The organism is Actinomycetospora sp. (assembly GCF_036497245.1).
Classification (GTDB): Bacteria; Actinomycetota; Actinomycetes; order Mycobacteriales; family Pseudonocardiaceae; genus Actinomycetospora.
Genome location: NZ_DASXJS010000105.1, coordinates 1 through 24,767, shown reverse-complemented (window position 1 = coordinate 24,767; position 24,767 = coordinate 1). Strand labels below are relative to the sequence as shown.

Here is a 24,767-nt window from a genome sequence, read left to right as displayed (position 1 = left end):
GGATGTGGTGGGCGTGGGTGCGGTTGGCGCGTCGTCGGCAGCCGGGGTGGGCGCATCCGCGGTCGCGGATGATCAGCAGCCGCCGGAGGGCTTCGGTGACGACGTACGCCGCGCGACCGAGTTCGACGGGTTCGCTCCGCGTACCGAGCACGGTGGGGATGATGTTGGCGTCGCAGGCCAGGCGTCGGGCTGTGGCGGGATCGAGCGGGCGTCCGGAGTCGAGTAGTGCGTGGCCGGTCTGCTCGCGGAGCCAGTTAAGGGGGATGGTGACCGCGATCTGGGCGCGGGCGGGGATGGGCAGCACCGGTGCCCGCCGGCCGGACCGCGTGGGCGTGGGGGTGGGCGTGGGCTGATCGTCGTCGACCGGTTCCGCTGTGCCCCGCTCCGGTTCAGCTGTGCTCGGCGGCGGCGGGTGGTGGTCGGGGACGGGGCGTAGCCGGCCGTGGCGGTGGGAGCTGTCGGAGTCTTCGTCGCGGTGGTCGCGCCAGTCGACGTCGTCGAGCGGGTCCTCGTCCGCGGCATCCCCGTCGTCCGGGTTCTCGTCGACCGGGTCGTGGTCGGCGATGCCGGTGGGGCCGCGGGCCTGGCTGCACAGGTCGAGCAGGGCTTCGGCGCGGCGTTGCGCGAGGGTGCGGGGGTCGTCGGGGCCGGCGGGGACGCTGAGTGCGTCGAGGGTCTCGAGCAGCAGGTCGACGTCGGCGATGCCGTGCACGCGGCCGGTGAACGCGAGGGTGCCGTCGCGGCGGTGGCAGAGCAGCAGTTCGTCGATCGGTTCGGGGTCTTCGTCCGGGGCGGCGCCGTCGGTGTCCAGGGTCGCGAGCAGCCGTTCCACGATCCGCTCCAGGGCGCTGGGGGCCAGGGATCGGGCGGCCTCGGCGAGCAGTCCTTCGGCGTCGGTGACCTGCTCGGGGGTGATCCCGGTGATCCGGGAGATCCGGTCGTGGGCCCGTAGGAGCACCCGCAGGTGTCCGTCGCCGATCTCACCGGCAGCGGCCAGCGCGGCGGTGTGGGGCAGGCGCGGCGGCACCGGCTGCCCGGCCAGGGTGACGGTGGGCAGGACGTGCTCGGCGTGGGTGATCAGTCGGGCGGCGTGGGCGGGGTCGACCCGGCAGAGTTCCTCGAGCAGCCGGGCGGGTCTGCGGTGCCCGGTGGTTTCCCAGGCGCCGGTCTCGGCGAGTTCCCCGACCGCACCCAGCAGCGCGTGCTCGGCGTGCCGCGCTGCGGTCATGGCCTCGCGGACCCGGGCGATCACCGCCTCGTCCGCGGCACTCGGGGAACTCATACCACCAGGCTACGGTCCCCTGACCAGCAACAACAGCCGCTATTCGAACACATGTGCGATCGCAATCAGAGCAGCGGAGGCTGTCGCTCGGAGCACCCCGGAGCGGTGTCGGTGCCCCGTGCCATCCTCGGTTCATCCCGATGGAAGGAGCCGCGAGATGTGGGTCTCGGTCGTCTCGGTGCCCGTCAGCGACCAGGAACGCGCCCGGGGCTTCTACACCGACGTGCTCGGGTTCGAGACCGTCGCCGACGCGACCTTCGGACCGGGGCAGCGGTGGGTCCAGGTGGCGCCGCCGGGCTCGGCGACGACCTTCGCCCTGGTCACGTGGTTCGCGGAGATGCCCGCGGGAAGCCTGCGCGGACTCGTCCTCGACACCGACGACCTCGATGCGGCCCACCGCGATCTGGTGGCCCGGGGCGCCGAGGTGAGCGCACCGTCGGACGAACCGGGTGGGCGCTTCTGCTTCCTCGCCGACCCGGACGGCAACGTCATCAGCCTGCACCAGGCCTAGGGACGAGAAAAGGCGGGGATCTCTCCCCGCCACTACCAACGTATAGCGGGTCCCGGGGCTTGTGGCAAGACCCGGGTTCTCCCGCAGAATCGCCCGGCCGAATCGGGGGAACCGCGAAACCTGCGGGAATCCGAGAATACGTCGCCTCCGGGGAGATTCTCATTTTCGACGTGATCATTGCCGGCTGTGGACCGACCGGCTTGATGCTGGCCTGCGAGCTGCGTTTGCACGGGGTGGCCCCGCTCGTGGTGGAGAAGGAGGCCGAACCGACCGAGGTCGTCCGCTCGCTCGGACTGCACGCGCGCAGCATCGAGATCATGGACCAGCGCGGCCTGTTGGAGCGGTTCCTCGAGAACGGGCAGCAGCACCCGGTCGGCGGGTTCTTCGCCGCCATCCCGAAGCCGGCGCCCGACGGTCTGGACAGCGCCCACGCGTACGTCCTGGGCATCCCGCAGCCCGTCACCGAGCGCCTGCTGACCGAGCGGGCGACCGAGCTCGACGTCGAGATCCGGCGCGGTTGCACCGTGGTCGGGCTGGACCAGGACGACGAGGGCGTGACCGTCGGGCTCGCCGACGGCACGCGGCTGCGCTCCCGCTACCTCGTCGGGTGCGACGGCGGCCGCAGCACGGTGCGCAAGCTGCTGGGCGTCGGCTTCCCCGGTGAACCCACCACCGTCGAGACGCTGCTGGGCGAGATGGAGGTGGCCGCGCCACCGGAGACCGTCGCCGCGGTGGTGGCCGAGGTCCGCAGGACCCAGGTCCGCTTCGGCGTCGGGCCCATGACCAACGGTGCGCACCGCGTCGTCGTGCCCGCCGACGGGCTGGCGGAGGATCGCTCGGTCCCACCGACCCTCGAGGAGATTCGGCGGCAGCTGCGGGCCGTCGCCGGCACCGACTTCGGCGTGCACTCGCCACGCTGGCTCTCCCGCTTCGGCGACGCGACGCGGCAGGCCGAGCGGTACCGGGTGGGCCGGGTGCTGCTGGCCGGCGACGCGGCGCACGTCCACCCGCCGACCGGCGGTCAGGGACTCAACCTCGGCCTGCAGGACGCGTTCAACCTCGGCTGGAAGCTGGCGGCCGAGATCGACGGCCGCGCTCCGGAGGGGCTGCTGGACAGCTACGAGAGCGAACGGCACCCGGTGGCGGCGGAGGTGCTGGTCACCACCCGGGCCCAGATCCAGCTGATGTCCGTCGAGCCCGGTCCCCGGGCCGTCCGCCACCTGCTGTCGGAGCTGATGGACTTCGAGGAGGTGAACCGGTATCTGACCGAGAAGCTCCTCGCGATAGCGATCCGCTACGACGTCGGGCAGGGCCACGACCTGCTCGGGCGGCGGCTGCGGGACATCGAGCTGGGGCGGGGCCATCTGTACGGGCTGATGCACGCCGGGCGGGGGTTGCTGCTGGACCGGACCGGCCGGCTCTCGGTGGCGGGATGGTCCGACCGGGTCGACCACGTCGTCGACTCCGGCGACGAACTGGACGTGCCCGCGGTGCTGCTGCGGCCCGACGGCCACGTGGTGTGGGTCGGCGACGACCAGGAGGACCTGCGGGGCGTGCTGCCCCGGTGGTTCGGCGCGGCCGGAACCCCACCGACGGCGGACGACCTCGTCCGGGACTCCCGCGCCCCCGTACCCGGGTAGAACCGGGGTCTACCGGTCGGGGAGACCCGTGGAGCAGGCCGGGAACGCCGCCAGGACGTCCCCGGCCTGCTCGTCGTCCAGGGGCTCCCGACCTCCGGTCCGCGCCGCACCGACGCCCGCCGTCACCACCAGCACGATCCCGACGATGCCGAGCAGCGTCGGGAGCTGGCCCAGCACCACCGCGCCGACGACGAGCGCGATGGCGGGCTCGAGCGCCATGAGCGTGCCGAACGCGCCCGTCGTGAGCCGGCGCAGCGCGAGCATCTCCAATGCGAAGGGCACCACCGGCAGCAGCAGACCCAGCCCCAGACCGGCGAGCAGCACCGGGACGGTCAGCGCAGACACCAGGCCCGGCACGGTTCCGGCCGCCACCGCTGCGCTCACCAGCCCGGCGACCGGTATCGACACCGCGAGACCCTGCAGGCCGGTCACCTGGTCGCCGACACGCTGGGTGAGCAGGATGTAGGCCGCCCAGCAGGCCGCGGCGGCCAGGGCGAACCCGACGCCGACGGGGTCGACGCCGCCCCGCCACGGCTCGGTCAGCAGCAGCACCCCTGCCGCCGCGAGCACCGGCCACACGATCCCGGTCCCGCGGCCGCGCAGGACCGCGACGCCGAGCGGCCCGAGGAACTCGATCGCGCTCGCCGTACCGAGGGGAATCCGGGCGACCGCGGCCATGAACAGCATCGTCAGGCCCGCGGTGACCACCCCGAGCCCGGCGGACGCCCCGACGCTCGAGCGCGTGAACGCCGAGGGGCGGGGCCGCACGAGCAATAGGAGCAGCAGCCCCGCCCACACGAGCCGCAGCGCCGCCACCCCCTCCGGCGGCACGCGGGCGAACAGGTCCACCGACGCGGCGAGGCCGAGCTGGACGCAGGACATCGAGCCGACGGCGAGCACCGCGCCGGTGCGGGCACGTGGTGAGGTCACGGCCGCGCAGTCAACGCCGCGCAGACCGTCCGCGTCCACGTGAGAATGATGGACATACCGTCCGCACCTCCAGGACGATGCCGTCGTGGACACCCGGCGCCTGCCCTACCTCGTCGAGCTCGCCCGTCTGGGCTCCATGCGGGCGGTCGCCGAGACCCTGCAGACGTCGACGTCCTCGGTCTCCCAGCAGATCGCCGCGCTCGCCCACGAGGCCGGGGTGCCGCTCGTGGAGCCGGACGGCCGCCGGGTCCGCCTCACCCCGGCCGGGCGCCGGCTGGCCGGGCACGCGGTGGAGATCCTCGCCGCCGTGGACTCCGCGCGTCACGACCTCGACCCGCACGGGGACCCCGCCGGGACGGTCCGCGTGGCCGGTTTCGCGACCGCGGTCCGGCGCTCGCTGATGCCGATCGTCGCGGCCTTCGCCGACGAGCACCCCCGGGTGCGGCTCACGATCCGCGAGCACGAGCCGACCGAGGCGCTCGCCCTGCTCGACGCGGACGCCGTCGACCTGGCGCTGGTCTACGACTACGACCTCGCCCCGTCCGCGATCACCCCGCCCCCCTCGGCGCTCACCCGGGGCCCGCTGTGGGAGGCGCGGTGGGGGCTCGGGGTCCCCGGCGAGGACGCCCCCGCCGTCGCGGGCCCGGCGGCCGCCGTCGTCGGGGCCTACCGCGACCACGACTGGATCGGCAACTCCCGCAACCGCGCCGACGAGGACGTGGAGCGCCTGCTGGCCTCCACGGCGGGGTTCGAGCCGCGGATGACCCACGAGGCCGACAGCCTCGACCTGGTCGAGGACCTCGTCGTCGCCGGCCTCGGGGTCGGCCTGCTCCCGGTCGACCGGCCGGTCCGCCCGGGCGTGCGGGTGCTCGAGCTGCGCGATCCGCAGGTGCGACTGCGCTGCCGGGCGGTCACCCGCCGAGGACGCGCGTCCTGGCCACCGCTCGCGCTGGTGCTCGGGGCGCTGCGGTGATCCTCAGTCGTCGTCGTCGGGGCGACGCAGACCGAAGCGGCGCCTGCTCGCGCCGGTCCGGGGGCCGCCCGTGTGCTCGCCGTCGTCGGGGGAGTCGTCGGGACCCGGCGCCGTCTCGTCCGCCGACGGCAGGGGGGTCACCGGGGGCAGGACGGCCACGACGGGGGACGCGTACGTCCCGGAGGCCGCAGGCTCGGACGGCCCGGGCGAGGACGGCGGGTCGGCGAAGGGTCCACCGCCGAACGGGATGCGGGTGGGGTCGTCGCCCCGGTCGCCACCGATCGGCCGGGCCGCACCGGCCCCTGCGGAGTCCGATCCCGCGGCGGCCTGCTCCTGACGACGACGGGCGCGGCGGGCGGCCACGCGGTCGGCCGTCGAGGACGGCAGCGCAGGCGCCGCGCCGGCGTCGCCCGCCATGGTCGTCGCCCTGTCCGCGTCCGCGATCGGCTCGTCGGTGTCCGCGGTCGGGTCCCGGTCGGCCCGCGGGTCGCCACTGCGGCGCAGGGACAGCCAGCCCAGACGCGAGCCGAGCGACGCCGAGGCCAGGACCAGCAGGACCGTGAACGACGCCCGGCCGATCAGCGCCGAGCCGAGGTCCTCGACCCCGACGGCGTCCACGAAGAGCGCGAGCAGGATCCAGGTCAGCAGTCCCGCGGCAGGCCCGGTCGCGAACGAGGCCTTGAGCCACGTCCACTCCGGCGGGACACGGTCGGCGATCACCTCGGCGCCGCCCCAGACGAGACCGACGAGCAGCAGGACGCCGAGCAGCAGGATCGACCAGGTCAGGGTCGTGTCGACGAACCGCGACGAGAGCGCCACGAACAGCGCCTGCCCCACGCCGTAGAGCAGGGTCATGACCAGAGCCCGCAGCACCCAGGGACGCACGGGCCCACCGTACGGTGCGCCTGGTCATGGCCTCCCTGCACCCGTCCTCCCTGCGCCTCGGCCCTACGCTCGCGGGGTGGCCGCACGCAGCACGTTCACCCCCCGCCCGCACCCGGCGGCGTCCCGGCGGCGGGAGGCCCTGCGGGTGGCCCTGCGCGAGGCGGACCTGGAGGCGCTGCTCGTCACGGACCTGGTGAACGTCCGCTACCTGGCCGGGTTCACCGGGTCGAACGCGGCGCTGCTCGTGCACGCCGCGGACTCCCCGGACGCCGAGGACCGGACGGTGCTCGCCACCGACGGCCGCTACACCACCCAGGCGTCCGCCGAGACCCCCGACCTGCCACTGCTCGTAGATCGGGCCTGCGCTCCGGCACTGCTGGGCGCCAGCAGTGCCGGGGCGATCGGGTTCGACAGCGCCCAGGTGACCGTCGACGTCCTGGACACCCTCACGGCGGCGGCCGACGCGGAGCTGCGGCGGGCGCCGGGGCTGGTGGAGCGACTGCGGGCGGTCAAGGACGACGGCGAGATCGACGCCCTGCGCCTCGCCTGCGCCGCCGCCGACGCCGCGCTCGCCGGCGCCGTCGTCGACGGGGTCCTCGCTCCCGGGCGCACCGAGCGGGAGGTCGCGCACGAGCTGGAGGAGCGGATGGTGGGCCACGGGGCCTCCGGACCCAGCTTCGAGACGATCGTCGCCGCGGGCGGGAACTCCGCGATCCCGCACCACCGGCCCTCCGACGCGCCGCTGGCGGCCGGGGACCTCGTCACGATGGACTTCGGCGCCCTGGTCGACGGCTACCACTCGGACATGACGCGGACCGTGCTCGTCGGGCCGTCGAGCGCCGTCGCCGACTGGCAGCGCGAGATCTACGCGCTGGTCGACGCGGCCGCGGCGGCCGGTCGGGCGGCCCTGCGACCCGGCGTCGGCACCCGCGAGATCGACGCCGCCGCGCGCGACGTCATCACCGACGCCGGGTACGGCGAGCAGTTCGTCCACCCGGTGGGTCACGGGGTCGGCCTCGTCATCCACGAGGCTCCCGCGATGGCCTCGACGGCGACCGCTACCCTGGAGGCGGGCATGACGGTCACCGTCGAGCCGGGCGTCTACCTCCCCGGTCGCGGCGGCGTGCGGATCGAGGACACCCTGGTCGTGACCGGGTCCGGGGCCGAACCGCTGACCGCGTCGACGCGGGATCTCCTGGTCCTGGGCTGACGCGGGGCCCGACCGGAGACCATCGGGGACCACGGCGTCCCGGAACGAGATCGAGCACAGGAGACGACGCGGCAGTGGCGACGACGAACGACCTGAAGAACGGCCTGGTGCTGAAGATCGACGGCAACCTCTGGTCCGTCACCGAGTTCCAGCACGTCAAGCCGGGCAAGGGCGGCGCCTTCGTCCGGACGACGCTGAAGAACGTCATGACCGGCAAGGTCGTCGACAAGACCTTCAACGCGGGCACCAAGGTGGAGACGGCCAACGTCGACCGCCGGGACATGACCTACCTCTACCGCGACGGCGACGACTTCGTGTTCATGGACTCCGCCGACTTCGAGCAGATCCCGGTCCCGGGGCAGACCGTGGGCGACCAGTCACGCTTCCTCCTGGAGAACCAGGAGGTGCAGGTGTCCTTCAACGAGGGGGCGCCGCTGTTCATCGAGATGCCGGCCTCGGTCGAGCTGGAGATCACCCACACCGACCCCGGTGTGCAGGGCGACCGGTCGACGGGCGGCACCAAGCCCGCCACCGTGTCGACCGGTGCGGAGATCCAGGTCCCGCTGTTCCTCGAGACCGGCACCACGGTCAAGGTCGACACCCGTGACGGCCGGTACCTCGGTCGCGTGTCGAGCTAGTGCGGGAGACGGAGCAGGCACCGCACCGCGACGTCCCGGCCCGCAAGGGCTCGCGTTCCAAGGGGCGCAAGCGCGCCCTGGACATCCTCTTCGAGTCCGAGGCACGCGCGGAGGATCCGCTGGAGGTGCTCCGCCGCCGGATCGCGGGTGCCGACGCGCCCCCGGTCTCGGACTTCGCCCAGACCCTCGTCGAGGGGGTCGTCGCCCACCGCGACCACATCGACGCCTCGCTCGGGGAGATGGCCCGCGGGTGGTCGGTCGAGCGGATGGCGGCGGTGGACCGCGCGATCCTGCGCATCGGGGCGTTCGAGGTGCTCTTCACCGACGACGTCGACGACGCCGTGGCCATCGACGAGGCGATCCTGCTGGCGCGCGAGCTCTCGACCGACGATTCGCCCCGGTTCGTCAACGGGGTGCTCGCCGGCCTGGCGTCCGGGCGGCGCGAGCCGGTGGCGGCGCCGGAGCGGGAACGGCTGGAGGTGCCGCCCGACGCGGAACCCGCGGAGCCGGAAGCAGGGGACACCGTGGCGGAGCCGGACCCCGAGGACCCGGCCCGAGGGGCACCCTCGGACGACTAGAACGACGAAATCCTCCCCTCGGGTCCCGCCGGCACAGCGGGCGAGGGGAGGATTCGGTCGTTCTAGGCGCACGGGGGTTCCCCTCGTGCGGGAACGGGCGGACACGCTGACCCGGGCTCGGTGCGGGGGCACGGCGCCCGAGCCGGGATCGGCGGGTCAGTCCTCGCGGGCGATCCGCGCCTCGGGCGGCAGCACGCCCCACTCGACGAGCTGCTCGGACAGATCGCCCGGCGTCATGTCGTAGATGATCGCGAGCGAGCGCAGGTCCTCGTTGCGGATCGAGAGGACCTTGCCGTTGTAGTCGCCGCGCTGGCTCTGGATCGCCGCGGCGTACCGCGCGAGCGGGCCCGCCTTGTCCGCGGGCAGGGCCTGCAGCCGCTCCAGGTTGATGACGATCTTGGCGGCCGGCTCGGAGCCCGAGGGGATGCGTCCCTCGGGCAGCAGCTCGGCCACCGGCACGCCGTAGAAGTCCGCCAGTTCGGCGAGCTTCTGGACGGTCACCGCTCGGTCACCACGCTCGTAGGACCCGACGACGACCGCCTTCCAGCGGCCGCCCGATTTCTGCTCGACGCCGTGCAGGGAGAGTCCCTGCTGCTGTCGGATCCCCCGAAGCTTGGCGCCCAGCGCCTTCGCATAGTCGCCCATGTGGCGGCACCCCGTTCCCGCGCGTCCGACGGGGTGTCCGCCGACGCAGCCCTGCTGAATCCTATACGGAGAGTGATGATGCGCCCTCGGCGATCACGAGGTCAAGCCAGGTTCTCGTCGCTGGTCGTCGGGTGTGTCGCGCGGCACGCCGATCCGGTCGAGTGGTTCACGTCTCGGCGCGGTCAACGCCGACTGTGATCGCCTGCGTGCAGAGCGCCCGCCGACCGGGGTCCGTGATCGCTCGGGCGACCTGATCGGTCGCACACCGTGGCTGATAGTGTCGTGTCCGAACCCCATCGACATCCTTTAAGAGCCGTCCCGCGAGGCGGAGAAGGAGGTCCCCGAGTGCCCACGCGGCGCCGGGGCGGTTCCGGGCCGGGTGGTACGACGAACGCCGAGGGTGAGCGCGAGTTGCTCTCGTCGGCGGATTTCGCACGCACCATCGCCCGGATCGCCCACGAGATCCTCGAGAAGACGGCCGACTCCGGAGCACCCGTCGTGCTCCTCGGCCTCCCCACCCGCGGCGTCCACCTCGCCCGCAGGCTCGGCGAGCGCATCGAGGCCATCGCCGCGGCAGGCGATGCGGACCCGGTCGGCGGCGTCGTCGTCGGGACCCTCGACCCGACGCTCTACCGCGACGACCTCCGGCTCCAGCCCACGCGGGCCCTGGAGGAGACCGACATCCCGGCCGGCGGGATCGACGACGTCACGGTCGTGCTCGTCGACGACGTGCTGATGTCCGGGCGCACCGTGCGCGCCGCCCTCGACGCGCTGCGCGACCACGGCAGGCCCCGCACGGTCCAGCTCGCCGTCCTGGTCGACCGGGGGCACCGCGAGCTCCCGATCCGGGCGGACTACGTCGGGAAGAACGTGCCGACGAATCGCGCCGAGGACGTCGCCGTCTCGCTGCGGGAGTCCGACGGCCACGACGGGGTGACGCTGCGATGACCGCCCCCCGGAACGACGCCGAGGCCCCGGCGGGCTCCGGCGCGGTCGGCCTCCGGCACCTGCTCTCGGCCGAGCACCTGCGCCGTGACCAGGCCGAGGGGCTGCTCGCGACCGCCGAGAACATGGAGCAGGCCCTCACCGGGCGCACGGTGCGCAAGCTGCCGACGCTGCGGGGCCGCACGATCGTCACGCTGTTCTACGAGAACTCCACGCGCACCCGGGTGTCCTTCGAGGTCGCGGGCAAGTGGATGAGCGCGGACACCATCAACGTCAGCGCTTCCGGCTCGAGCGTCGGCAAGGGGGAGTCGCTGCGCGACACCGCCAGCACGCTCGCGGCGGCGGGCGCCGACGCGGTCGTCGTCCGCCACCCGGCCTCCGGGGCGCCGCACCGCATCGCGGGCTGGCTCGACCGGGTAGGGCACTCGCACCTGGGGCGGGACGGGGGCGACAGCCGGGCCCACGTCGCCGTGGTCAACGCGGGCGACGGCACGCACGAGCACCCCACCCAGGCCCTCCTCGACGCCGCGACCCTGCGCAAGCGGCTCGGCGCGGACCTCGCGGGGCGCCGGGTCGCGGTCGTCGGCGACGTCCTGCACAGCCGGGTGGCCCGCTCCAACGCCCACCTGCTCGCGACCCTGGGCGCCGAGGTGACGCTGGTGGCGCCCCCGACGCTGCTGCCGACCGGCGTGGACGCCTGGCCGGTCACGGTCACCCACGACCTCGACGCGCACCTCGCCACCGGGCCGGACGCGGTGATGATGCTGCGGGTGCAGGCCGAGCGGATGCACGGCGGCTTCTTCCCCTCCGCGCGGGAGTACGCGGTGCGCTTCGGTCTCTCGCAGCGCCGCGCGGACACGCTGCCCGACCACGCGGTGGTCCTGCACCCCGGACCGGCGGTGCGCGGCATGGAGATCGCGAGCTCGGTCGCCGACTCCGACCGCGCCGCGATCGCCGACCAGGTCACGGCCGGCGTGCACGTCCGGATGGCGGTCCTCTATCACCTGCTCGCCGGGGAGGACGTGGCATGACGACCACACTGATCAGGAACGTCCGCCCCTACGGCGAGGACGCCACCGACCTGTCCGTCCGCGACGGGGTGCTGGTCGGGGCGTTCGGCCCCGACGAGACGATCGACGAGGACCTGGACGCCACCGGGCTCGTCGCCCTCCCGGGTCTGGTAGACCTGCACACCCACCTGCGCGAGCCGGGCGGGGAGGAGGCCGAGACGGTCGCCACCGGCTCGGCCGCCGCCGCGCTCGGCGGCTACACCGCGGTCTTCGCGATGCCGAACACGAACCCCGCGCAGGACTCACCCGTCGTCGTCGAGCACGTGTGGCGGCTCGGGCGCGAGGCCGGGCTGGTCGACGTGCACCCGGTCGGCGCGGTGACCGTCGGGCTCGGCGGGGAACGCCTCGCCGAGATGGGGATGATGGCCGCCTCGCCCGCGGGCGTGCGGATGTTCTCCGACGACGGCCGCTGCGTGAACGACCCGCTGATCATGCGCCGCGCGCTGGAGTACGCGCGCTCGCTGGACGCGGTGGTCGCCCAGCACGCCGAGGACCACCGCCTGACCGTCGGCGCGCAGGCCCACGAGGGCCCGGTCGCGGCCCGGCTCGGCCTCACCGGCTGGCCCGCGAGCGCGGAGGAGTCGATCGTCGCCCGCGACGCGATGCTCGCCGCGGCCGCGGGCGCCCGCCTGCACGTCTGCCACCTCTCGACGGCGGGCTCGGTGGGGGTGCTGCGCTGGGCGCGCGGGCACGTGGCGGCGCGGGACGGCTTCGGGGTGTCCGCGGAGGTCACCCCGCACCACCTGCTGCTCACCGACGCCGCCGCCGAGGACTACGACCCGGTGCACAAGGTCAACCCGCCGCTGCGCCCCGAGGCCGACACGCTCGCGCTGCGCCGGGCCCTCGCCGACGGCGAGATCGACTGTGTGGCCACCGACCACGCGCCGCACGCCGTCGAGGCGAAGGACTGCGAGTGGTCGGTCGCGCGCCCGGGGATGCTCGGGCTGCAGACGGCGCTGCCGGTGGTCGCGCTGACCATGGTCGGCACCGGCATGCTGGACTGGCGCGGCGTGGCGCGGGTGTGCAGCGAGGCCCCCGCGCGTATCGCGGGGCTCGCCGACCAGGGCAGGCCGCTCGCCCCCGGTGAGCCGGCGAACCTCACGCTCGTCGACCCGGACGCCGCCTGGACGGTGCGCGGCGCGGAGCTGGCGAGCATCGCGGACAACACGCCGTACGAGGGAATGGACCTCCCCTGCTCGGTGGTCCACACCATGCTGCGGGGACGATGGACGGTGCGGGACGGAAGGATTCAGCAGAGTGAAGGTGGTCCTTCGTGACTGAGGCGTTGCTGGTGCTGGAGGACGGGACCGTCCATCACGGTGAACCGTTCGGGGCCCGCGGCCGCAGCCTCGGCGAGGCCGTCTTCACCACCGGCATGACCGGCTACCAGGAGACCCTCACCGACCCGAGCTATCACCGCCAGATCGTCGTCTCCACCGCGCCGCACATCGGGAACACCGGCTGGAACGACGAGGACGACGAGTCCGCACGCATCCAGGTCGCCGGCTACGTCGTGCGCGACCCGGCCCGGATGCCGTCGAACTGGCGCTCGAGCCGCGGCCTCACCGAGGAGCTCACCCGCCAGGGCGTCGTCGGCGTCGCCGGGGTCGACACCCGGGCGGTGACGCGGCGGCTCCGCGAGTCGGGGTCGATGCGCGCCGGCCTGTTCTCCGGGGACGCGCTCGGCACCGAGGCCGACATGCTCGACGCGGTGCGCGGGAGCCCGGCGATGGCCGGCGCCGATCTCGCGGGTGAGGTCACGACGACGGCGCCGTACACGGTGGCCGCCGAGGGCACCCGCCGGTTCTCCGTGGCCGCGCTGGACCTGGGGATCAAGGCGAACACGCCACGGATGCTCGCCGCGCGCGGCATCGAGACCCGCGTGCTGCCGAGCACCGCGACGATCGACGAACTGCTCGAGGGCTCGCCCGACGGCGTGTTCCTCTCCAACGGCCCCGGGGACCCGGCCACCGCCGAGCACGCCGTCGGGCTCACCGCCGAGGTGCTGCGCCGCGGGGTGCCGCTGTTCGGCATCTGCTTCGGGAACCAGATTCTCGGGCGCGCGCTGGGGCTCGGTACCTTCAAGCTCCGATACGGACACCGGGGCATCAATGTCCCGGTCTTCGACTACACCACCGGGACGGTGGCCATCACCAGCCAGAACCACGGCTTCGCCGTCGCCGGCACGCCCGGGGAGCACGTCGACTCCCCGCACGGGGACGTCCACCTGTCGCACGGATGCCCGAACGACGGCGTCGTCGAAGGACTGACCTGCACCGAGGTGCCAGCCTTCTCCGTGCAGTACCACCCGGAGGCGGCCGCCGGTCCCCACGACGCCGCCGACCTGTTCGACCGCTTCGCCGGCCTGATGGGAGGGCGCTGAGGCATGCCGCGCCGCGAGGACATCCACCACGTCCTGGTGATCGGCTCCGGCCCGATCGTCATCGGGCAGGCCTGCGAGTTCGACTACTCCGGCACCCAGGCCTGCCGTGTGCTGCGCGAGGAGGGCCTGCGCGTCTCGCTGGTCAACTCCAACCCGGCGACGATCATGACCGACCCGGAGTACGCCGACGCCACCTACGTCGAGCCGATCACCGTCGAGTACGTCACCAAGGTCATCGAGGCGGAGCGGCCGGACGCGCTGCTCGCCACCCTGGGCGGCCAGACCGCGCTGAACACGGCGATCGCGCTGCACGACGCCGGGGTCCTGGAGCGCTACGGGGTCGAGCTGATCGGCGCCGACATCGACGCCATCCAGCGCGGCGAGGACCGCCTGAAGTTCAAGGACATCGTCCGGTCGATCGGCGGCGACGTGCCGCGCTCCGAGGTCTGCCACTCGATGGCCGAGGTCCGCGCCACGGTGGCCGACGTCGGGCTGCCCGTCGTCATCCGTCCCTCGTTCACCATGGGCGGCCTCGGCTCCGGCCTGGCCTACTCCGACGAGGAGCTGGAGCGCCTCGCCGGGACCGGTCTCGCCGCGAGCCCGGTGCACGAGGTGCTGATCGAGGAGTCGGTGCTCGGTTGGAAGGAGTACGAGCTCGAGCTCATGCGCGACGGCAAGGACAACGTCGTCGTGGTGTGCTCGATCGAGAACGTCGACCCGATGGGCGTGCACACCGGTGACTCGGTGACCGTCGCGCCCGCGATGACGCTGACCGACCGCGAGTACCAGGCGATGCGCGACCTGGGGATCGAGGTGCTGCGCCAGGTCGGCGTCGAGACCGGCGGCTGCAACATCCAGTTCGCGGTCCACCCGGAGACCGGGCGCCTCGTCGTGATCGAGATGAACCCGCGCGTCTCGCGGTCGTCCGCGCTCGCCTCGAAGGCCACCGGGTTCCCGATCGCCAAGATCGCGGCGCGGCTGGCCGTCGGCTACACGCTCGACGAGATCTCCAACGACATCACCGGCGAGACCCCGGCGAGCTTCGAGCCGACGCTGGACTACGTCGTGGTCAAGGTCCCGCGGTTCGCGTTCGAGAAGTTCCCCGGAGCCGACCCCACGCTGACGACGACGATGAAGTCGGTCGGCGAGGCGATGGCTCTGGGCCGCTCGTTCCCGGAGGCGCTGAACAAGGCCCTGCGCTCCACCGAGACCGCCGACGCGAGCTTCGGCACCCGGCCCGACCCGGACGCCGACACCTCGCTCGAGGCGCTGCTGCACCAGGCGTCGCTGCCGCGCGACGGACGGCTCTACGCGGTGGAGCGTGCGCTGCGCTTCGGCGCGACCGTGGCGCAGGTCAGCGAGGCCTCCGGGATCGACCCGTGGTTCGTCGAGCAGATCGAGGGCCTGGTGGCCCTGCGCCGGGAGATCGGCGACGCACCGGTGCTCGACGCCGCGCTGCTGCGCCGCGCCAAGCGCGCGGGCCTGTCCGACCTGCAGGTCGCGAGGTCGCGCCCCGAGCTCGCCGGCGAGGCCGGGGTCCGGGCACTGCGTCACCGCCTCGGCGTCCGGCCGGTCTACAAGACGGTGGACACGTGTGCCGCGGAGTTCGCCGCCCGCACGCCGTACCACTACTCGGCCTACGAGTCCGATCCGGCGGCGGAGTCCGAGGTCACCCCGCAGTCCGAGCGGCCCAAGGTGATCATCCTGGGCTCGGGGCCGAACCGCATCGGGCAGGGCATCGAGTTCGACTACTCCTGCGTGCACGCGGCCACCTCGCTGCGCGCGGCCGGGTTCGAGACCGTGATGCTCAACTGCAACCCGGAGACGGTCTCCACCGACTACGACACCGCCGACCGCCTCTACTTCGAGCCCCTCACCGAGGAGGACGTGCTCGAGGTGGTGCACGTCGAGCGCCTCTCGGGTGGCGGTGACAGCGTCCGGCACCCCGACGGCACCCGGACCCCGGGCCTCGCGGGCGTCGTCGTGCAGCTCGGCGGCCAGACGCCGCTCAAGCTGGCCGCCGCGCTGGAGGCCGCGGGCGTCCCGATCGTCGGCACCCCACCCGCGGCGATCGACCTCGCCGAGGAGCGGGGCGCCTTCGGCCAGGTCCTCGACGACGCCGGCCTGCCCGCCCCGCCCTACGGCACGGCGACCAGCTTCGACGGGGCCCGCGCGATCGCCGCCGAGGTCGGCTACCCGGTGCTGGTCCGGCCCTCGTACGTGCTCGGCGGGCGCGGCATGGAGATCGTCTACGACGATGAGACCCTGGCCGACTACATCGCCCGGGCCACCGAGGTCACCCCCGACCACCCGGTGCTCGTCGACCGTTTCCTCGACGACGCCATCGAGATCGACGTCGACGCGCTGTGCGACGCGACCGGCGAGGTCTACCTCGGCGGGGTCATGGAGCACATCGAGGAGGCGGGGGTCCACTCGGGCGACTCCTCCTGCACGCTCCCGCCGATCACCCTCGGGCTCACCGAGATCGAGACGGTCCGCGCCTCGACGGTCGCCCTCGCGCGCCGGCTCGGGGTGCTCGGGCTGATGAACGTGCAGTACGCGCTCAAGGACGAGGTCCTCTACGTCCTCGAGGCCAATCCGCGCGCCAGCCGCACGGTCCCGTTCGTCTCCAAGGCCACCGGCGTCCCCCTCGCGTCGGCGGCGGCCCGGGTGATGCTCGGGTCCACGATCTCGGGCCTGCGCCGGGAAGGCGTCCTGCCCGCCGCGGGCGACGGCGGGCACCTGCCGCGCGAGCACCCGGTGGCGGTCAAGGAGGCGGTCCTGCCGTTCCACCGCTTCCGCAGGCCCGACGGGCGCGGGGTCGACTCGCTGCTCGGACCGGAGATGAAGTCCACCGGCGAGGTCATGGGCATCGACGTCGCGTTCTCGACGGCGTTCGCCAAGGCCCAGGCCGCGGCGACGGGACGTCTGCCGACCAGCGGGAAGGTGTTCGTCTCGGTCGCCAACCGCGACAAGCGGGCGCTGATCTTCCCGGTCAAGCGTCTCGCCGACCTCGGGTTCGAGATCCTCGCGACGGCGGGCACGGCCAGCGTCCTGGAGCGCAACGGCATCCCGTGCCAGGTGGTGCGCAAGCACTTCGAGGGCCCGGACAACATCGTCGACACCATCGCGGCGGGCGAGGTCGACCTCATCGTCAACACCCCGGTCGGGCACGCGGGCCCCCGCGTGGACGGCTACGAGATCCGCGCGGCGGCCCTCAACGTGGGTGTCCCGTGCGTGACGACGGTGCAGGGCGCGGCCGCGGCAGTGCAGGCCATCGAGGCCGTCATCCGGGGCGACGTCGCCGTGACGCCGCTGCAGGTGCTGCACGAACGGCTGGCCAAGGCCCGCGCCGAGACCGCGGGCGACGCGCCCGCCGGGGCGGGCCCGGCGTGACCCGGGCCCCGTTCGTCGCGCGGCTCGGGGCGGCGGTGGCCCGGTACGGGCCGCTCTGCGTCGGGATCGACCCGCACCCGGGCCTGCTGGCCCGCTGGGGCCACGAGGACGACGCGGCCGGGGTCGAGCGGTTCGGGCGTGACGCGGTGGCCGCACTGGCCGGGCACGTGGCGGTCGTCAAGCCGCAGGTGGCGCTGTTCGAGGTGCACGGCAGCGGGGGAGTGCGGGCCCTGGAGCGGGTGCTCGCCGACGCCGCCGACGCCGGGCTGCTCACGATCGCCGACGCCAAGCGCGGGGACATCGGCTCCACCATGACCGCCTACGCGTCGGCGTGGCTCGCGGACACCTCGCCGCTCGCCGCCGACGCCGTGACCCTCTCGCCGTACCTGGGCGTCGGGTCGCTGACCCCCGCGATCGACCTCGCCGCCGCCACCGGGCGCGGCGTGTTCGTGCTGGCCCGCACCTCGAACCCGGAGGCCCCCTCGGTCCAGTCCGCGCAGGCGTGGACGCTCGACCCCTCCGGCCCCGGCCACGGCTCCTACCGCGGCATGCGCGAGGTCGCCCAGAGCGTCGTCGACTCCTGCGCCGCGGTGAACGCGCGGCACCCCGGGGTGGCGGGCGTGGTGGTGGGTGCGACGGCGGGCACCACCGGGCGCCCCCACGGCCTGGACCTCTCGAGGCTCGGCGGCCCGGTGCTCGTCCCGGGGCTCGGCGCGCAGGGCGCGACCCCCGCCGACGTCGCGGAGGCCTTCGCCGCGGGCAGTGGTCCGGTGATCCCGTCGAGCTCGCGGGAGATCCTCGCCGCGGGCCCGCACCCGGAAGCGCTGCACGACGCGTGCGCGGCGCTGAACGGCTCGCTGGCCGATCTGGGGCTGCCCGCCGGACCGGTCGGCGCATGACACCCGACGCAAGGCGCACCGGGCCGCTCGGCGCCTGAGGACTCCGGCGCGTCGCCGAACGCCGCGCCGTCGTCCCAGCGCAGCAGGACCACCGACGGAGCGAAGACGTTCACATGCCGGACACCCATGGACTGTGTCGCGGCGCAGGAGGCGGTACGTTCGCCTGCGACGAGGTCCGCCCGCCCTGCTGACCGTGGGTCGGGCCCCCCTGTGAGACCTCGGTATCGCCCGAAACACCACCGACCCCGCTTGAACCGGAGGAGACCGTGGCACTTCCCGAGCTGACCGAGGAGCAGCGGGCGGCCGCGCTGGAGAAGGCAGCCGCTGCCCGTCGCGCCCGGGCCGAGCTCAAGGAACGGCTCAAGCGAGGCGGCACCAACCTGGGTGACGTCCTCGACCAGGCCGACTCCGACGAGGTGCTCGGCAAGATGAAGGTCTCGGCACTGCTCGAGGCCCTGCCCGGCGTCGGCAAGGTCCGCGCCCAGCAGATCATGGAGCGGCTGGAGATCGCCCCCAGCCGCCGGTTGCGCGGCCTGGGGGAGCGCCAGCGCAAGGCCCTGCTCGCGGAGTTCGACGGCGAGTGACCTCCCCGCCCACCTCCTCTCCCCGGGGACGGCTCCTGGTCCTGGCCGGGCCGTCCGGGGTCGGCAAGAGCACCGTCGTCGCCGAGCTGCGTCGGATGGACGCCCCGCTGTGGTTCAGCGTCTCGGCGACCACCCGGGCGGCTCGACCGGGGGAGGTCGACGGGCGGGAGTACCACTTCGTCTCCGACGAGACGTTCGACCGCATGGTGGCGGGCGGGGAGCTGTTGGAGTGGGCCTCGATCCATCGGGGCCTGCACCGCTCGGGCACCCCGGCCGCCCCCGTCGAGGCGCACCTGGCGGTGGGGGAGCCCGTGCTGCTGGAGCTCGACCTCGCCGGCGCGCGTGCCGTCCACGAACGCAGGCCGGACGCGCTCCTGGTGTTCCTCGAGCCGCCGTCCTGGGAGGAACTCGTCTCGCGGCTGACCGGCCGAGGGACCGAGCCGCAGGAGGTCGTCGACCGGCGCCTGGCCACCGCGCGGGTCGAGCTGGCGGCCCGCCGCGAGTTCGACGTCGCGCTGGTGAACCACGACGTCCGGGAGACCGCACGGCGATTGGTAGACTTGAGTCACCCTTCTGACGGCCCTGCCTGCGACCCCACTTCCGGTGACGCTGCAGCCGGGCCGCCCACCCGGGCCGTCACCCAGACCGCAGGGTCCCCGAACCGCAGGAGCCAGTGACCTTGAGCATCATCACCAGCCGCGTCGCGGCCGGCTTCCACGATGTCCCCGAGGGCATCACCAACCCGCCGATCGACGAGCTGCTGGAGACCGTCAGCTCGAAGTACGCGCTGGTGATCTACGCGGCCAAGCGGGCGCGTCAGATCAACGACTACTACGCCCAGCTCGGTGAGGGGCTCCTCGAGTACGTCGGGCCGCTGGTCGAGCCGGGCCCGCGCGAGAAGCCGCTCTCGATCGCCATGCGCGAGATCCACGGGCACCTGCTCGAGCACACCGAGGGCGAGTAACCACAGATGTCGGAGGGCGGCGCTGCGTCCTCGAACGGAATGTCCTCGAACGGAACGTCCCCGAAGGAGATCGTCCTCGGCGTCTCCGGGGGCATCGCCGCCTACAAGGCCTGTGAGCTGCTCCGGCGGCTGCGCCAGGCCGGCCACCGGGTCCAGGTGGTGGCCACCCCCAACGCCCTGACCTTCGTCGGGGCCGCCACGTTCGAGGCGCTGTCCGGGCGCGAGGTCCTCTCCGGGGTGTTCGAGCACGTCCCGGAGGTCACCCACGTCGCGCTCGGGCGCCGCGCCGACCTCGTCGTCTGCGCCCCCGCCACCGCGGATCTGCTCGCGCGGTTGGCGGTGGGCCGCGCGGACGACCTGCTCACCTCCACGCTGCTGACGGCGCGATGTCCGGTGCTGACCGTGCCCGCGATGCACACCGAGATGTGGGAGCACCCCGCCACCCGCGACAACGTCGCGACCCTGCGCCGGCGCGGCACGGTCGTCCTCGAGCCCGCCTCGGGTCGTCTCACCGGTGCCGACTCCGGGCCCGGGCGCCTGCCCGAGCCCGTCGAGATCGCCGAGTTCGCCCGCCTGCTCCTCGAGGACGCGGCGGCGCTGCCCCGCGACCTCGAGGGCCGCCACGTCGTCGTCTCCGCCGGAGGCACCGCGGAGCCCCTCGACCCGGTGCGCACGATCGGCAACCGCTCCTCCGGACGCCAGGGCTACGCGCTCGCCCGCGTCGCCGCCCAGCGCGGCGCCCGCGTCACCCTGATCGCCGGGACGACGGCCGACCTCGAGCCGCCCGCGGCCGTCGACCTCGTCGCCGTGCGGACCACCGAGGAGATGCGCCGGGCCGTCGTCGACGCCGCGAAGGACGCCGACGCGGTCGTCATGGCCGCCGCCGTGGCCGACTTCCGGCCCGCCACCGTCGCCGGGTTCAAGATCAAGAAGGGCGACGACGAGCCGACCGCGATCCCTCTCACACGTAATCCCGACATCCTCGCCGAGCTCGTGGCCGAGCAGGTCCCCGGACGCCTCGTCGTGGGCTTCGCGGCGGAGACCGGTGACGAGGACCACGACGTCCTCTCGTACGGACGGGCGAAGCTCGCCCGCAAGGGGTGCGACCTCCTCGTCGTGAACGCCGTCGGTGCAGGCGGGGGCGGCCATCACTCGGCGTTCGAGGGGTCGGACAACGAGGGCTGGCTGCTGGGCTCCGACGGATCGTCGGCCCAGCTGCCGATGGGCTCCAAGGCCGCCCTCGCGGCCCGCGTCTGGGACGCCGTGGCCCCCCGACTGGGGTAGACGCTGCGTCACCGGGCGGATTCGCTCCGTGCTCGGATGGGTCCGTTCCGCCTTTCCCATACGTCGTCACGGAGCACAACCGGACTGTGACCGGGTGCGCAACGGGGCCGGTCAGGGGCCTGCTGAGGCGGGCGGGACCCGTTATTGTCAGGAGGTCCCATTGTCGAGGCAGGGAGAGATTGTGCCCGCTAGGCGTTTGTTCACCTCTGAGTCCGTCACCGAGGGCCACCCGGACAAGATCTGTGACGCCATCTCCGACGGGATTCTGGACGCCTTGCTGGCGCAGGACCCGAAGAGCCGCGTTGCCGTCGAGACCATGGTCACCACCGGACAGGTCCACGTGGCCGGTGAGGTGACCACCAACGCGCAGGTCAACTACGTCGACGTCGTCCGCAAGACGATCCTCGACATCGGTTACGACTCGTCGGCCAAGGGCTTCGACGGCGAGACCTGCGGCGTGTCGATCTCCATCGGCGCGCAGTCCAAGGACATCGCGCAGGGCGTCGACGAGGGCTACGAGACCCGCGTCGAGGGCTCCGAGGACGAGATCGCGAAGCAGGGTGCCGGCGACCAGGGCCTGATGTTCGGCTACGCCGACGCCGACACCCCCGAGCTGATGCCGCTGCCGATCGGGCTCGCGCACCGCTTGGCCCGCAAGCTCACCGCGGTCCGCCGGGACGGCACGCTGCCGTACCTGCGTCCCGACGGGAAGACGCAGGTCACCATCGCGTACGACGACGACAAGCCGGTCGCGGTCGAGACCGTGGTCCTGTCGACCCAGCACGCGGCGGACATCGACCTCGAGAACATGCTGGCCCCGGACATCAAGTCCAAGGTCATCCTGCCGGTCCTCGAGGGCATCGACCTCGACTCGTCGAACACCAAGATCCTGGTCAACCCGACCGGCCGCTTCGTCACCGGTGGCCCCATGGGTGACGCGGGCCTGACCGGCCGGAAGATCATCGTCGACACCTACGGCGGCTACGCCCGCCACGGTGGCGGCGCGTTCTCCGGCAAGGACCCGTCGAAGGTCGACCGCTCGGCCGCCTACGCCGGCCGTTGGGTGGCGAAGAACGTCGTCGCCGCCGGCCTGGCCAAGCGCGCCGAGGTCCAGCTCGCCTACGCGATCGGCAAGGCCGAGCCCGTGGGTGTCTTCCTGGAGACCTTCGGCACCGCGAACGTGGACCCGGCCAAGATCGAGAAGGCCATCCACGAGGTCTTCGACCTGCGCCCCGGCGCGATCGTGCGCGACCTCGAGCTGCTGCGCCCGATCTACCAGCCGACCGCGGCGTACGGCCACTTCGGCCGCGACGACCTCGACCTGCCCTGGGAGCGCACCGACCGCGCTGACCAGCTCAAGTCGATCGCGAGCTGACAGTCCGCGCTTGACGTGACGACCGGCCCGGTCGCTCCTCATCCGAGGGGTGGCCGGGCCGTCGTGCATTGCGGGGGCGTCGGGGGGTCGCCTGGTCGCCTCAGATGTCAGCGATGCGGCACCGCTGACGCCGGACGTCAGCAACTCCACATCCTCGATGTCGAGGCCTGGAGTGCCCGTGATCATGGACCGGCCCGGCGCACGCGGAGCACACGCCCGAACCACCCCACGAGGGGCACTCCACGCAGGCACCCGGCCCGCCCGACCTGCCGGGTGTGCCCATGATCATGAGAGCGAGGCCGGGCGGACTCGACCTCGACCCGCGCTACGCGACGAGGGGCACGTGAGGCAGTCCAGCGGGCGCGTCGCCCGGCCTGGTGTGCCCATGATCATGGTGGCGGTGGGCGATCACCGGGACCCGCCCCGCCGCGTCGGGGCGCTCTGGTAGACCGGCGCGCATGAGCGGATCCCGGGCCGACGAGGACGTCCTCGCGCTGCCCGGCATGCCCGAGGCACAGCCGCCTCCGGCCAAGCCCGCGAAGTCCACCCCGGCGAAGCCGAAGCACAACGAGCGCTTCCCCGCGCCGGAGCGATCGGTCGCCAAGGTCGCGGTCGACGTGTCGCTGCCCCATCTCGACCGGCTCTTCGACTACCGCGTCCCGGTCCAGCTCCACGAGACCGCGGTCGTGGGCGCGCGCGTGCGGGTGCGCTTCGCGGGCCGGCTGGTCGACGGGTTCGTCCTCGACCGCGCCGACACCTCCGATCACGACGGCAAGCTCGGCTGGCTGGACAAGGTCGTCTCGTCGGAGCCGGTGCTCTCGCGCGAGCTCGCGGCGCTCTGTCGGACGGTGGCCGACCGCTACGCCGGGACGCTCGCGGACGTGCTCCGGCTGGCGGTCCCGCCGCGGCACGCGCGCGTCGAGCAGGAGGCGCCGTCCCGGCCGGACGACGACGCGGCCGACCCGCCCCCTCCGAGCGACGGCGGCGACGGCGAGGGCGAGGGCGACGCACCGGGCCATGACGACCCCGGCTGGTCGGCCTACCCGCGTGGGCCCGCGTTCCTCGACGCGCTCGCACGCCGCCGGGGTGCGCACGCCGTCTGGCAGGCCCTGCCCGGTGAGGACTGGGCGCGGCGGCTGGCCGAAGCCGCGCGCGCCGCGATCGGGGCGGGGCAGGGCGCGGTGATCGTGGTCCCCGACCGCCGGGACCTCGACCGTCTCCAGGCCGCGTGCGTCGAGGTCCTCGGCGAGGACGAGGTGGCCGCCCTGGCCGCCGATCTCGGGCCCGCGGAGCGGTACCGGCGCTGGCTCGCGGTGGCCCGGGGGAACAAGCGGCTCGCCATCGGGACCCGCGCCGCCGCGTTCGCGCCGGTCCACGACCCGGGCCTGCTGGTCATCTGGGACGACGGCGACGACAGCCACGCCGAGCCACGCGCCCCCTACCCGCACGCCCGCGACGTCCTGCTCGCCCGCGCCCACGCCAGCGGCGCCGCGCTCCTCGTCGCCGGCGCGACCCGCACCGCCGAGGCCGAGGTGCTGGTCCGCACCGGGTGGGCCCACGCGGTCGTCGCCGATCGCACCACCGTCCGCGCGCGGGCTCCCCGCGTCACCTCCATCGGCGAGGACGACCACCAGCTCCTGCGGGACCCCTCCGCCCGCGCCGCCCGCGTGCCCGGCGTCGCGTTCGAGGCCGCCCGCGCCGCACTCGCCGCGCACCGCCCGGTCCTCGTGCAGGTGCCCCGTCGCGGCTACCTCCCCGCCGTCGCGTGCGCGCGGTGCCGCGAGCCGGCCCGCTGCCGCCACTGCCACGGCCCGCTGGGGATCCCGGCCGGGACCCAGGACACCCCGAGCCCGCCGACCTGCCGCTGGTGCGGCCGCCCCGACACCAACTACCGCTGCCCGGCGTGCGCGTCCCCGAAGCTGCGCGCCTCCGTCGTCGGCAGCGGCCGAACCTCCGAGGAGCTCGGGCGCGCCTTCCCGCAGACCGTGGTCCGCTCGTCGGGCGGCGGCGCCCCGGTCCTCGACACCGTGCCCGCGGGCCCGGCCCTCGTCGTCGCCACGCCGGGCGCGGAGCCGGTCGCCGACGGCGGATACGGCGCGGCACTGCTGCTCGACGGTTCGGCGCTGCTGGCCCGCCCGGAGCTGCGCGCGGCCGAGGAGACGCTGCGGCGGTGGTTCGCGGCGGCCTCGCTGGTGCGGCCCGCTCCCGACGGCGGGCGCGTGGTGGTCGTCGCCGAGTCGAGCGTCGCGGCGGTGCAGGCCCTCGTCCGGTGGGACCCGGCGGGGCACGCCGGCGCGGAGCTCGACGCCCGCACCGAGCTGGGCCTGCCGCCCGCGGTCCGGATGGCCGCGCTGGACGGGGACCCGGAGGCGCTGCGCGCGCTGCTCGACGTGCTGCACCTGCCCGAGACCGGCGAGGGGGAGCCGGACGCCGAGGTCCTCGGGCCGGTGGAGCTGCCCGCGGGCACCCGGCTACCGGGCGGCGACGAGCGCACCGAACGGGCCGAGCGCTGCCTGGTCCGGGTGCCGCGCCGGGCCGGGCGAGCACTGGCGACCGAGCTGGCCGCCGCCGCCGC

General features: G+C 74.0%; 21 protein-coding genes and 1 pseudogene. 18 read left to right on the top strand and 4 right to left on the bottom strand.

Going from position 1 to position 24,767, the window contains the following annotated elements:
* The coding region (locus tag VGI02_RS11360) for a DUF222 domain-containing protein (protein ID WP_331627456.1) at positions 1-1,282 on the bottom strand (1,282 nt) is incomplete at its 3' end.
* Between the two features lie 157 nt (positions 1,283-1,439).
* Between VGI02_RS11360 and VGI02_RS11355 the strand changes: the two genes are divergently transcribed.
* Positions 1,440-1,793, top strand: coding sequence for a VOC family protein (locus VGI02_RS11355; RefSeq protein ID WP_331627455.1), 354 nt, complete (start codon positions 1,440-1,442; stop codon positions 1,791-1,793).
* Positions 1,794-1,954: 161 nt separating this feature from the next.
* A complete protein-coding gene (gene rox, locus VGI02_RS11350; RefSeq protein WP_331627458.1) occupies positions 1,955-3,433 on the top strand; it encodes a rifampin monooxygenase in 1,479 nt (492 codons plus the stop codon).
* Positions 3,434-3,442: 9 nt separating this feature from the next.
* Here the strand turns inward: rox and VGI02_RS11345 are convergent, their stop codons facing one another.
* Entirely contained in the window at positions 3,443-4,402 is a 960-nt protein-coding gene (locus VGI02_RS11345; RefSeq protein ID WP_331627454.1) for an EamA family transporter, read from the bottom strand.
* Between the two features lie 46 nt (positions 4,403-4,448).
* Here VGI02_RS11345 and VGI02_RS11340 point away from each other — a divergent pair, with 46 nt between their 5' ends.
* Entirely contained in the window at positions 4,449-5,336 is an 888-nt protein-coding gene (locus VGI02_RS11340) for a LysR family transcriptional regulator (RefSeq protein ID WP_331627453.1), read from the top strand.
* A 3-nt stretch (positions 5,337-5,339) separates the two neighbouring features.
* Here VGI02_RS11340 and VGI02_RS11335 read toward each other — a convergent pair whose 3' ends face one another.
* Positions 5,340-6,221, bottom strand: a complete 882-nt coding sequence (locus VGI02_RS11335) for a hypothetical protein (RefSeq protein WP_331627452.1) — start codon at positions 6,219-6,221, stop codon at positions 5,340-5,342.
* A gap of 76 nt (positions 6,222-6,297) precedes the next feature.
* Here VGI02_RS11335 and VGI02_RS11330 point away from each other — a divergent pair, with 76 nt between their 5' ends.
* From VGI02_RS11330 to nusB, 3 genes and pseudogenes are all read left to right on the top strand, one after another.
* On the top strand, positions 6,298-7,431 hold the full coding sequence (locus VGI02_RS11330; protein ID WP_331627451.1) for a M24 family metallopeptidase: 1,134 nt from the start codon (positions 6,298-6,300) through the stop codon (positions 7,429-7,431).
* A gap of 74 nt (positions 7,432-7,505) precedes the next feature.
* The gene (gene efp / locus VGI02_RS11325; protein WP_331627450.1) at positions 7,506-8,069 is read left to right on the top strand and encodes an elongation factor P; all 564 of its coding nucleotides are present in this window, start codon (positions 7,506-7,508) and stop codon (positions 8,067-8,069) included.
* Positions 8,069-8,500 (top strand): annotated as a pseudogene (gene nusB, locus VGI02_RS11320) (transcription antitermination factor NusB); the annotation flags it as partial. The gene efp and the pseudogene nusB, both read left to right, overlap by 1 nt.
* 303 nt (positions 8,501-8,803) lie before the next feature.
* Here nusB and bldD read toward each other — a convergent pair.
* A complete protein-coding gene (gene bldD, locus VGI02_RS11315; protein WP_331627448.1) occupies positions 8,804-9,292 on the bottom strand; it encodes a transcriptional regulator BldD in 489 nt (162 codons plus the stop codon).
* 345 nt (positions 9,293-9,637) lie between these two features.
* On the opposite strand from bldD, the gene pyrR reads away from it, so the two are divergent.
* The 12 genes from pyrR to VGI02_RS11255 form a co-directional block, all read left to right on the top strand.
* Positions 9,638-10,240 carry a bifunctional pyr operon transcriptional regulator/uracil phosphoribosyltransferase PyrR gene (gene pyrR, locus VGI02_RS11310; RefSeq protein WP_331627447.1) on the top strand — a complete coding sequence of 201 codons (603 nt, stop codon included), beginning with the start codon at positions 9,638-9,640 and terminating at the stop codon, positions 10,238-10,240.
* Positions 10,237-11,268: an aspartate carbamoyltransferase catalytic subunit gene (locus VGI02_RS11305; protein ID WP_331627446.1), complete on the top strand. Its 1,032-nt coding sequence runs from the start codon at positions 10,237-10,239 to the stop codon at positions 11,266-11,268. The genes pyrR and VGI02_RS11305 overlap by 4 nt, the downstream gene beginning before the upstream one ends.
* Positions 11,265-12,584 (top strand): dihydroorotase, encoded by a 1,320-nt coding sequence (locus VGI02_RS11300; RefSeq protein WP_331627445.1) that lies wholly within the window; start codon positions 11,265-11,267, stop codon positions 12,582-12,584. The genes VGI02_RS11305 and VGI02_RS11300 overlap by 4 nt, the downstream gene beginning before the upstream one ends.
* The gene (gene carA, locus VGI02_RS11295; RefSeq protein WP_331627444.1) at positions 12,581-13,690 is read left to right on the top strand and encodes a glutamine-hydrolyzing carbamoyl-phosphate synthase small subunit; all 1,110 of its coding nucleotides are present in this window, start codon (positions 12,581-12,583) and stop codon (positions 13,688-13,690) included. The genes VGI02_RS11300 and carA overlap by 4 nt, the downstream gene beginning before the upstream one ends.
* 3 nt (positions 13,691-13,693) lie before the next feature.
* Positions 13,694-17,086: a carbamoyl-phosphate synthase large subunit gene (carB, locus tag VGI02_RS11290; RefSeq protein WP_331627443.1), complete on the top strand. Its 3,393-nt coding sequence runs from the start codon at positions 13,694-13,696 to the stop codon at positions 17,084-17,086.
* Positions 17,083-17,985, top strand: coding sequence for an orotidine-5'-phosphate decarboxylase (gene pyrF / locus VGI02_RS11285; RefSeq protein ID WP_331627442.1), 903 nt, complete (start codon positions 17,083-17,085; stop codon positions 17,983-17,985). Before carB ends, pyrF begins: the two co-directional genes overlap by 4 nt.
* A 266-nt stretch (positions 17,986-18,251) precedes the next feature.
* A complete protein-coding gene (mihF, locus tag VGI02_RS11280) occupies positions 18,252-18,569 on the top strand; it encodes an integration host factor, actinobacterial type (RefSeq protein WP_331627441.1) in 318 nt (105 codons plus the stop codon).
* A complete protein-coding gene (gmk, locus tag VGI02_RS11275; RefSeq protein ID WP_331627440.1) occupies positions 18,566-19,246 on the top strand; it encodes a guanylate kinase in 681 nt (226 codons plus the stop codon). Before mihF ends, gmk begins: the two co-directional genes overlap by 4 nt.
* Before the next feature lie 2 nt (positions 19,247-19,248).
* Positions 19,249-19,533: a DNA-directed RNA polymerase subunit omega gene (rpoZ, locus tag VGI02_RS11270; protein ID WP_331627439.1), complete on the top strand. Its 285-nt coding sequence runs from the start codon at positions 19,249-19,251 to the stop codon at positions 19,531-19,533.
* Between the two features lie 39 nt (positions 19,534-19,572).
* Positions 19,573-20,817 carry a bifunctional phosphopantothenoylcysteine decarboxylase/phosphopantothenate--cysteine ligase CoaBC gene (gene coaBC / locus VGI02_RS11265; RefSeq protein WP_331627438.1) on the top strand — a complete coding sequence of 415 codons (1,245 nt, stop codon included), beginning with the start codon at positions 19,573-19,575 and terminating at the stop codon, positions 20,815-20,817.
* Positions 20,818-21,013: 196 nt separating this feature from the next.
* Positions 21,014-22,192, top strand: coding sequence for a methionine adenosyltransferase (gene metK, locus VGI02_RS11260; protein ID WP_331627437.1), 1,179 nt, complete (start codon positions 21,014-21,016; stop codon positions 22,190-22,192).
* A gap of 458 nt (positions 22,193-22,650) precedes the next feature.
* Positions 22,651-24,767 (top strand): primosomal protein N' (locus VGI02_RS11255; RefSeq protein WP_331627436.1); only part of this gene is annotated, 2,117 nt, incomplete at its 3' end.

Bases quoted from the DNA above. Each gene is read 5' to 3' on its own strand.
- VGI02_RS11355 (WP_331627455.1), top strand. From the start codon at position 1,440: ATGTGGGTCTCGGTCGTCTCGGTGCCCGTCAGCGACCAGGAACGCGCC.
- bldD (WP_331627448.1), bottom strand. From the start codon at position 9,292: ATGGGCGACTATGCGAAGGCGCTGGGCGCCAAGCTTCGGGGGATCCGA.
- VGI02_RS11305 (WP_331627446.1), top strand. From the start codon at position 10,237: ATGACCGCCCCCCGGAACGACGCCGAGGCCCCGGCGGGCTCCGGCGCG.
- VGI02_RS11300 (WP_331627445.1), top strand. From the start codon at position 11,265: ATGACGACCACACTGATCAGGAACGTCCGCCCCTACGGCGAGGACGCC.
- carB (WP_331627443.1), top strand. From the start codon at position 13,694: ATGCCGCGCCGCGAGGACATCCACCACGTCCTGGTGATCGGCTCCGGC.
- coaBC (WP_331627438.1), top strand. From the start codon at position 19,573: ATGTCCTCGAACGGAACGTCCCCGAAGGAGATCGTCCTCGGCGTCTCC.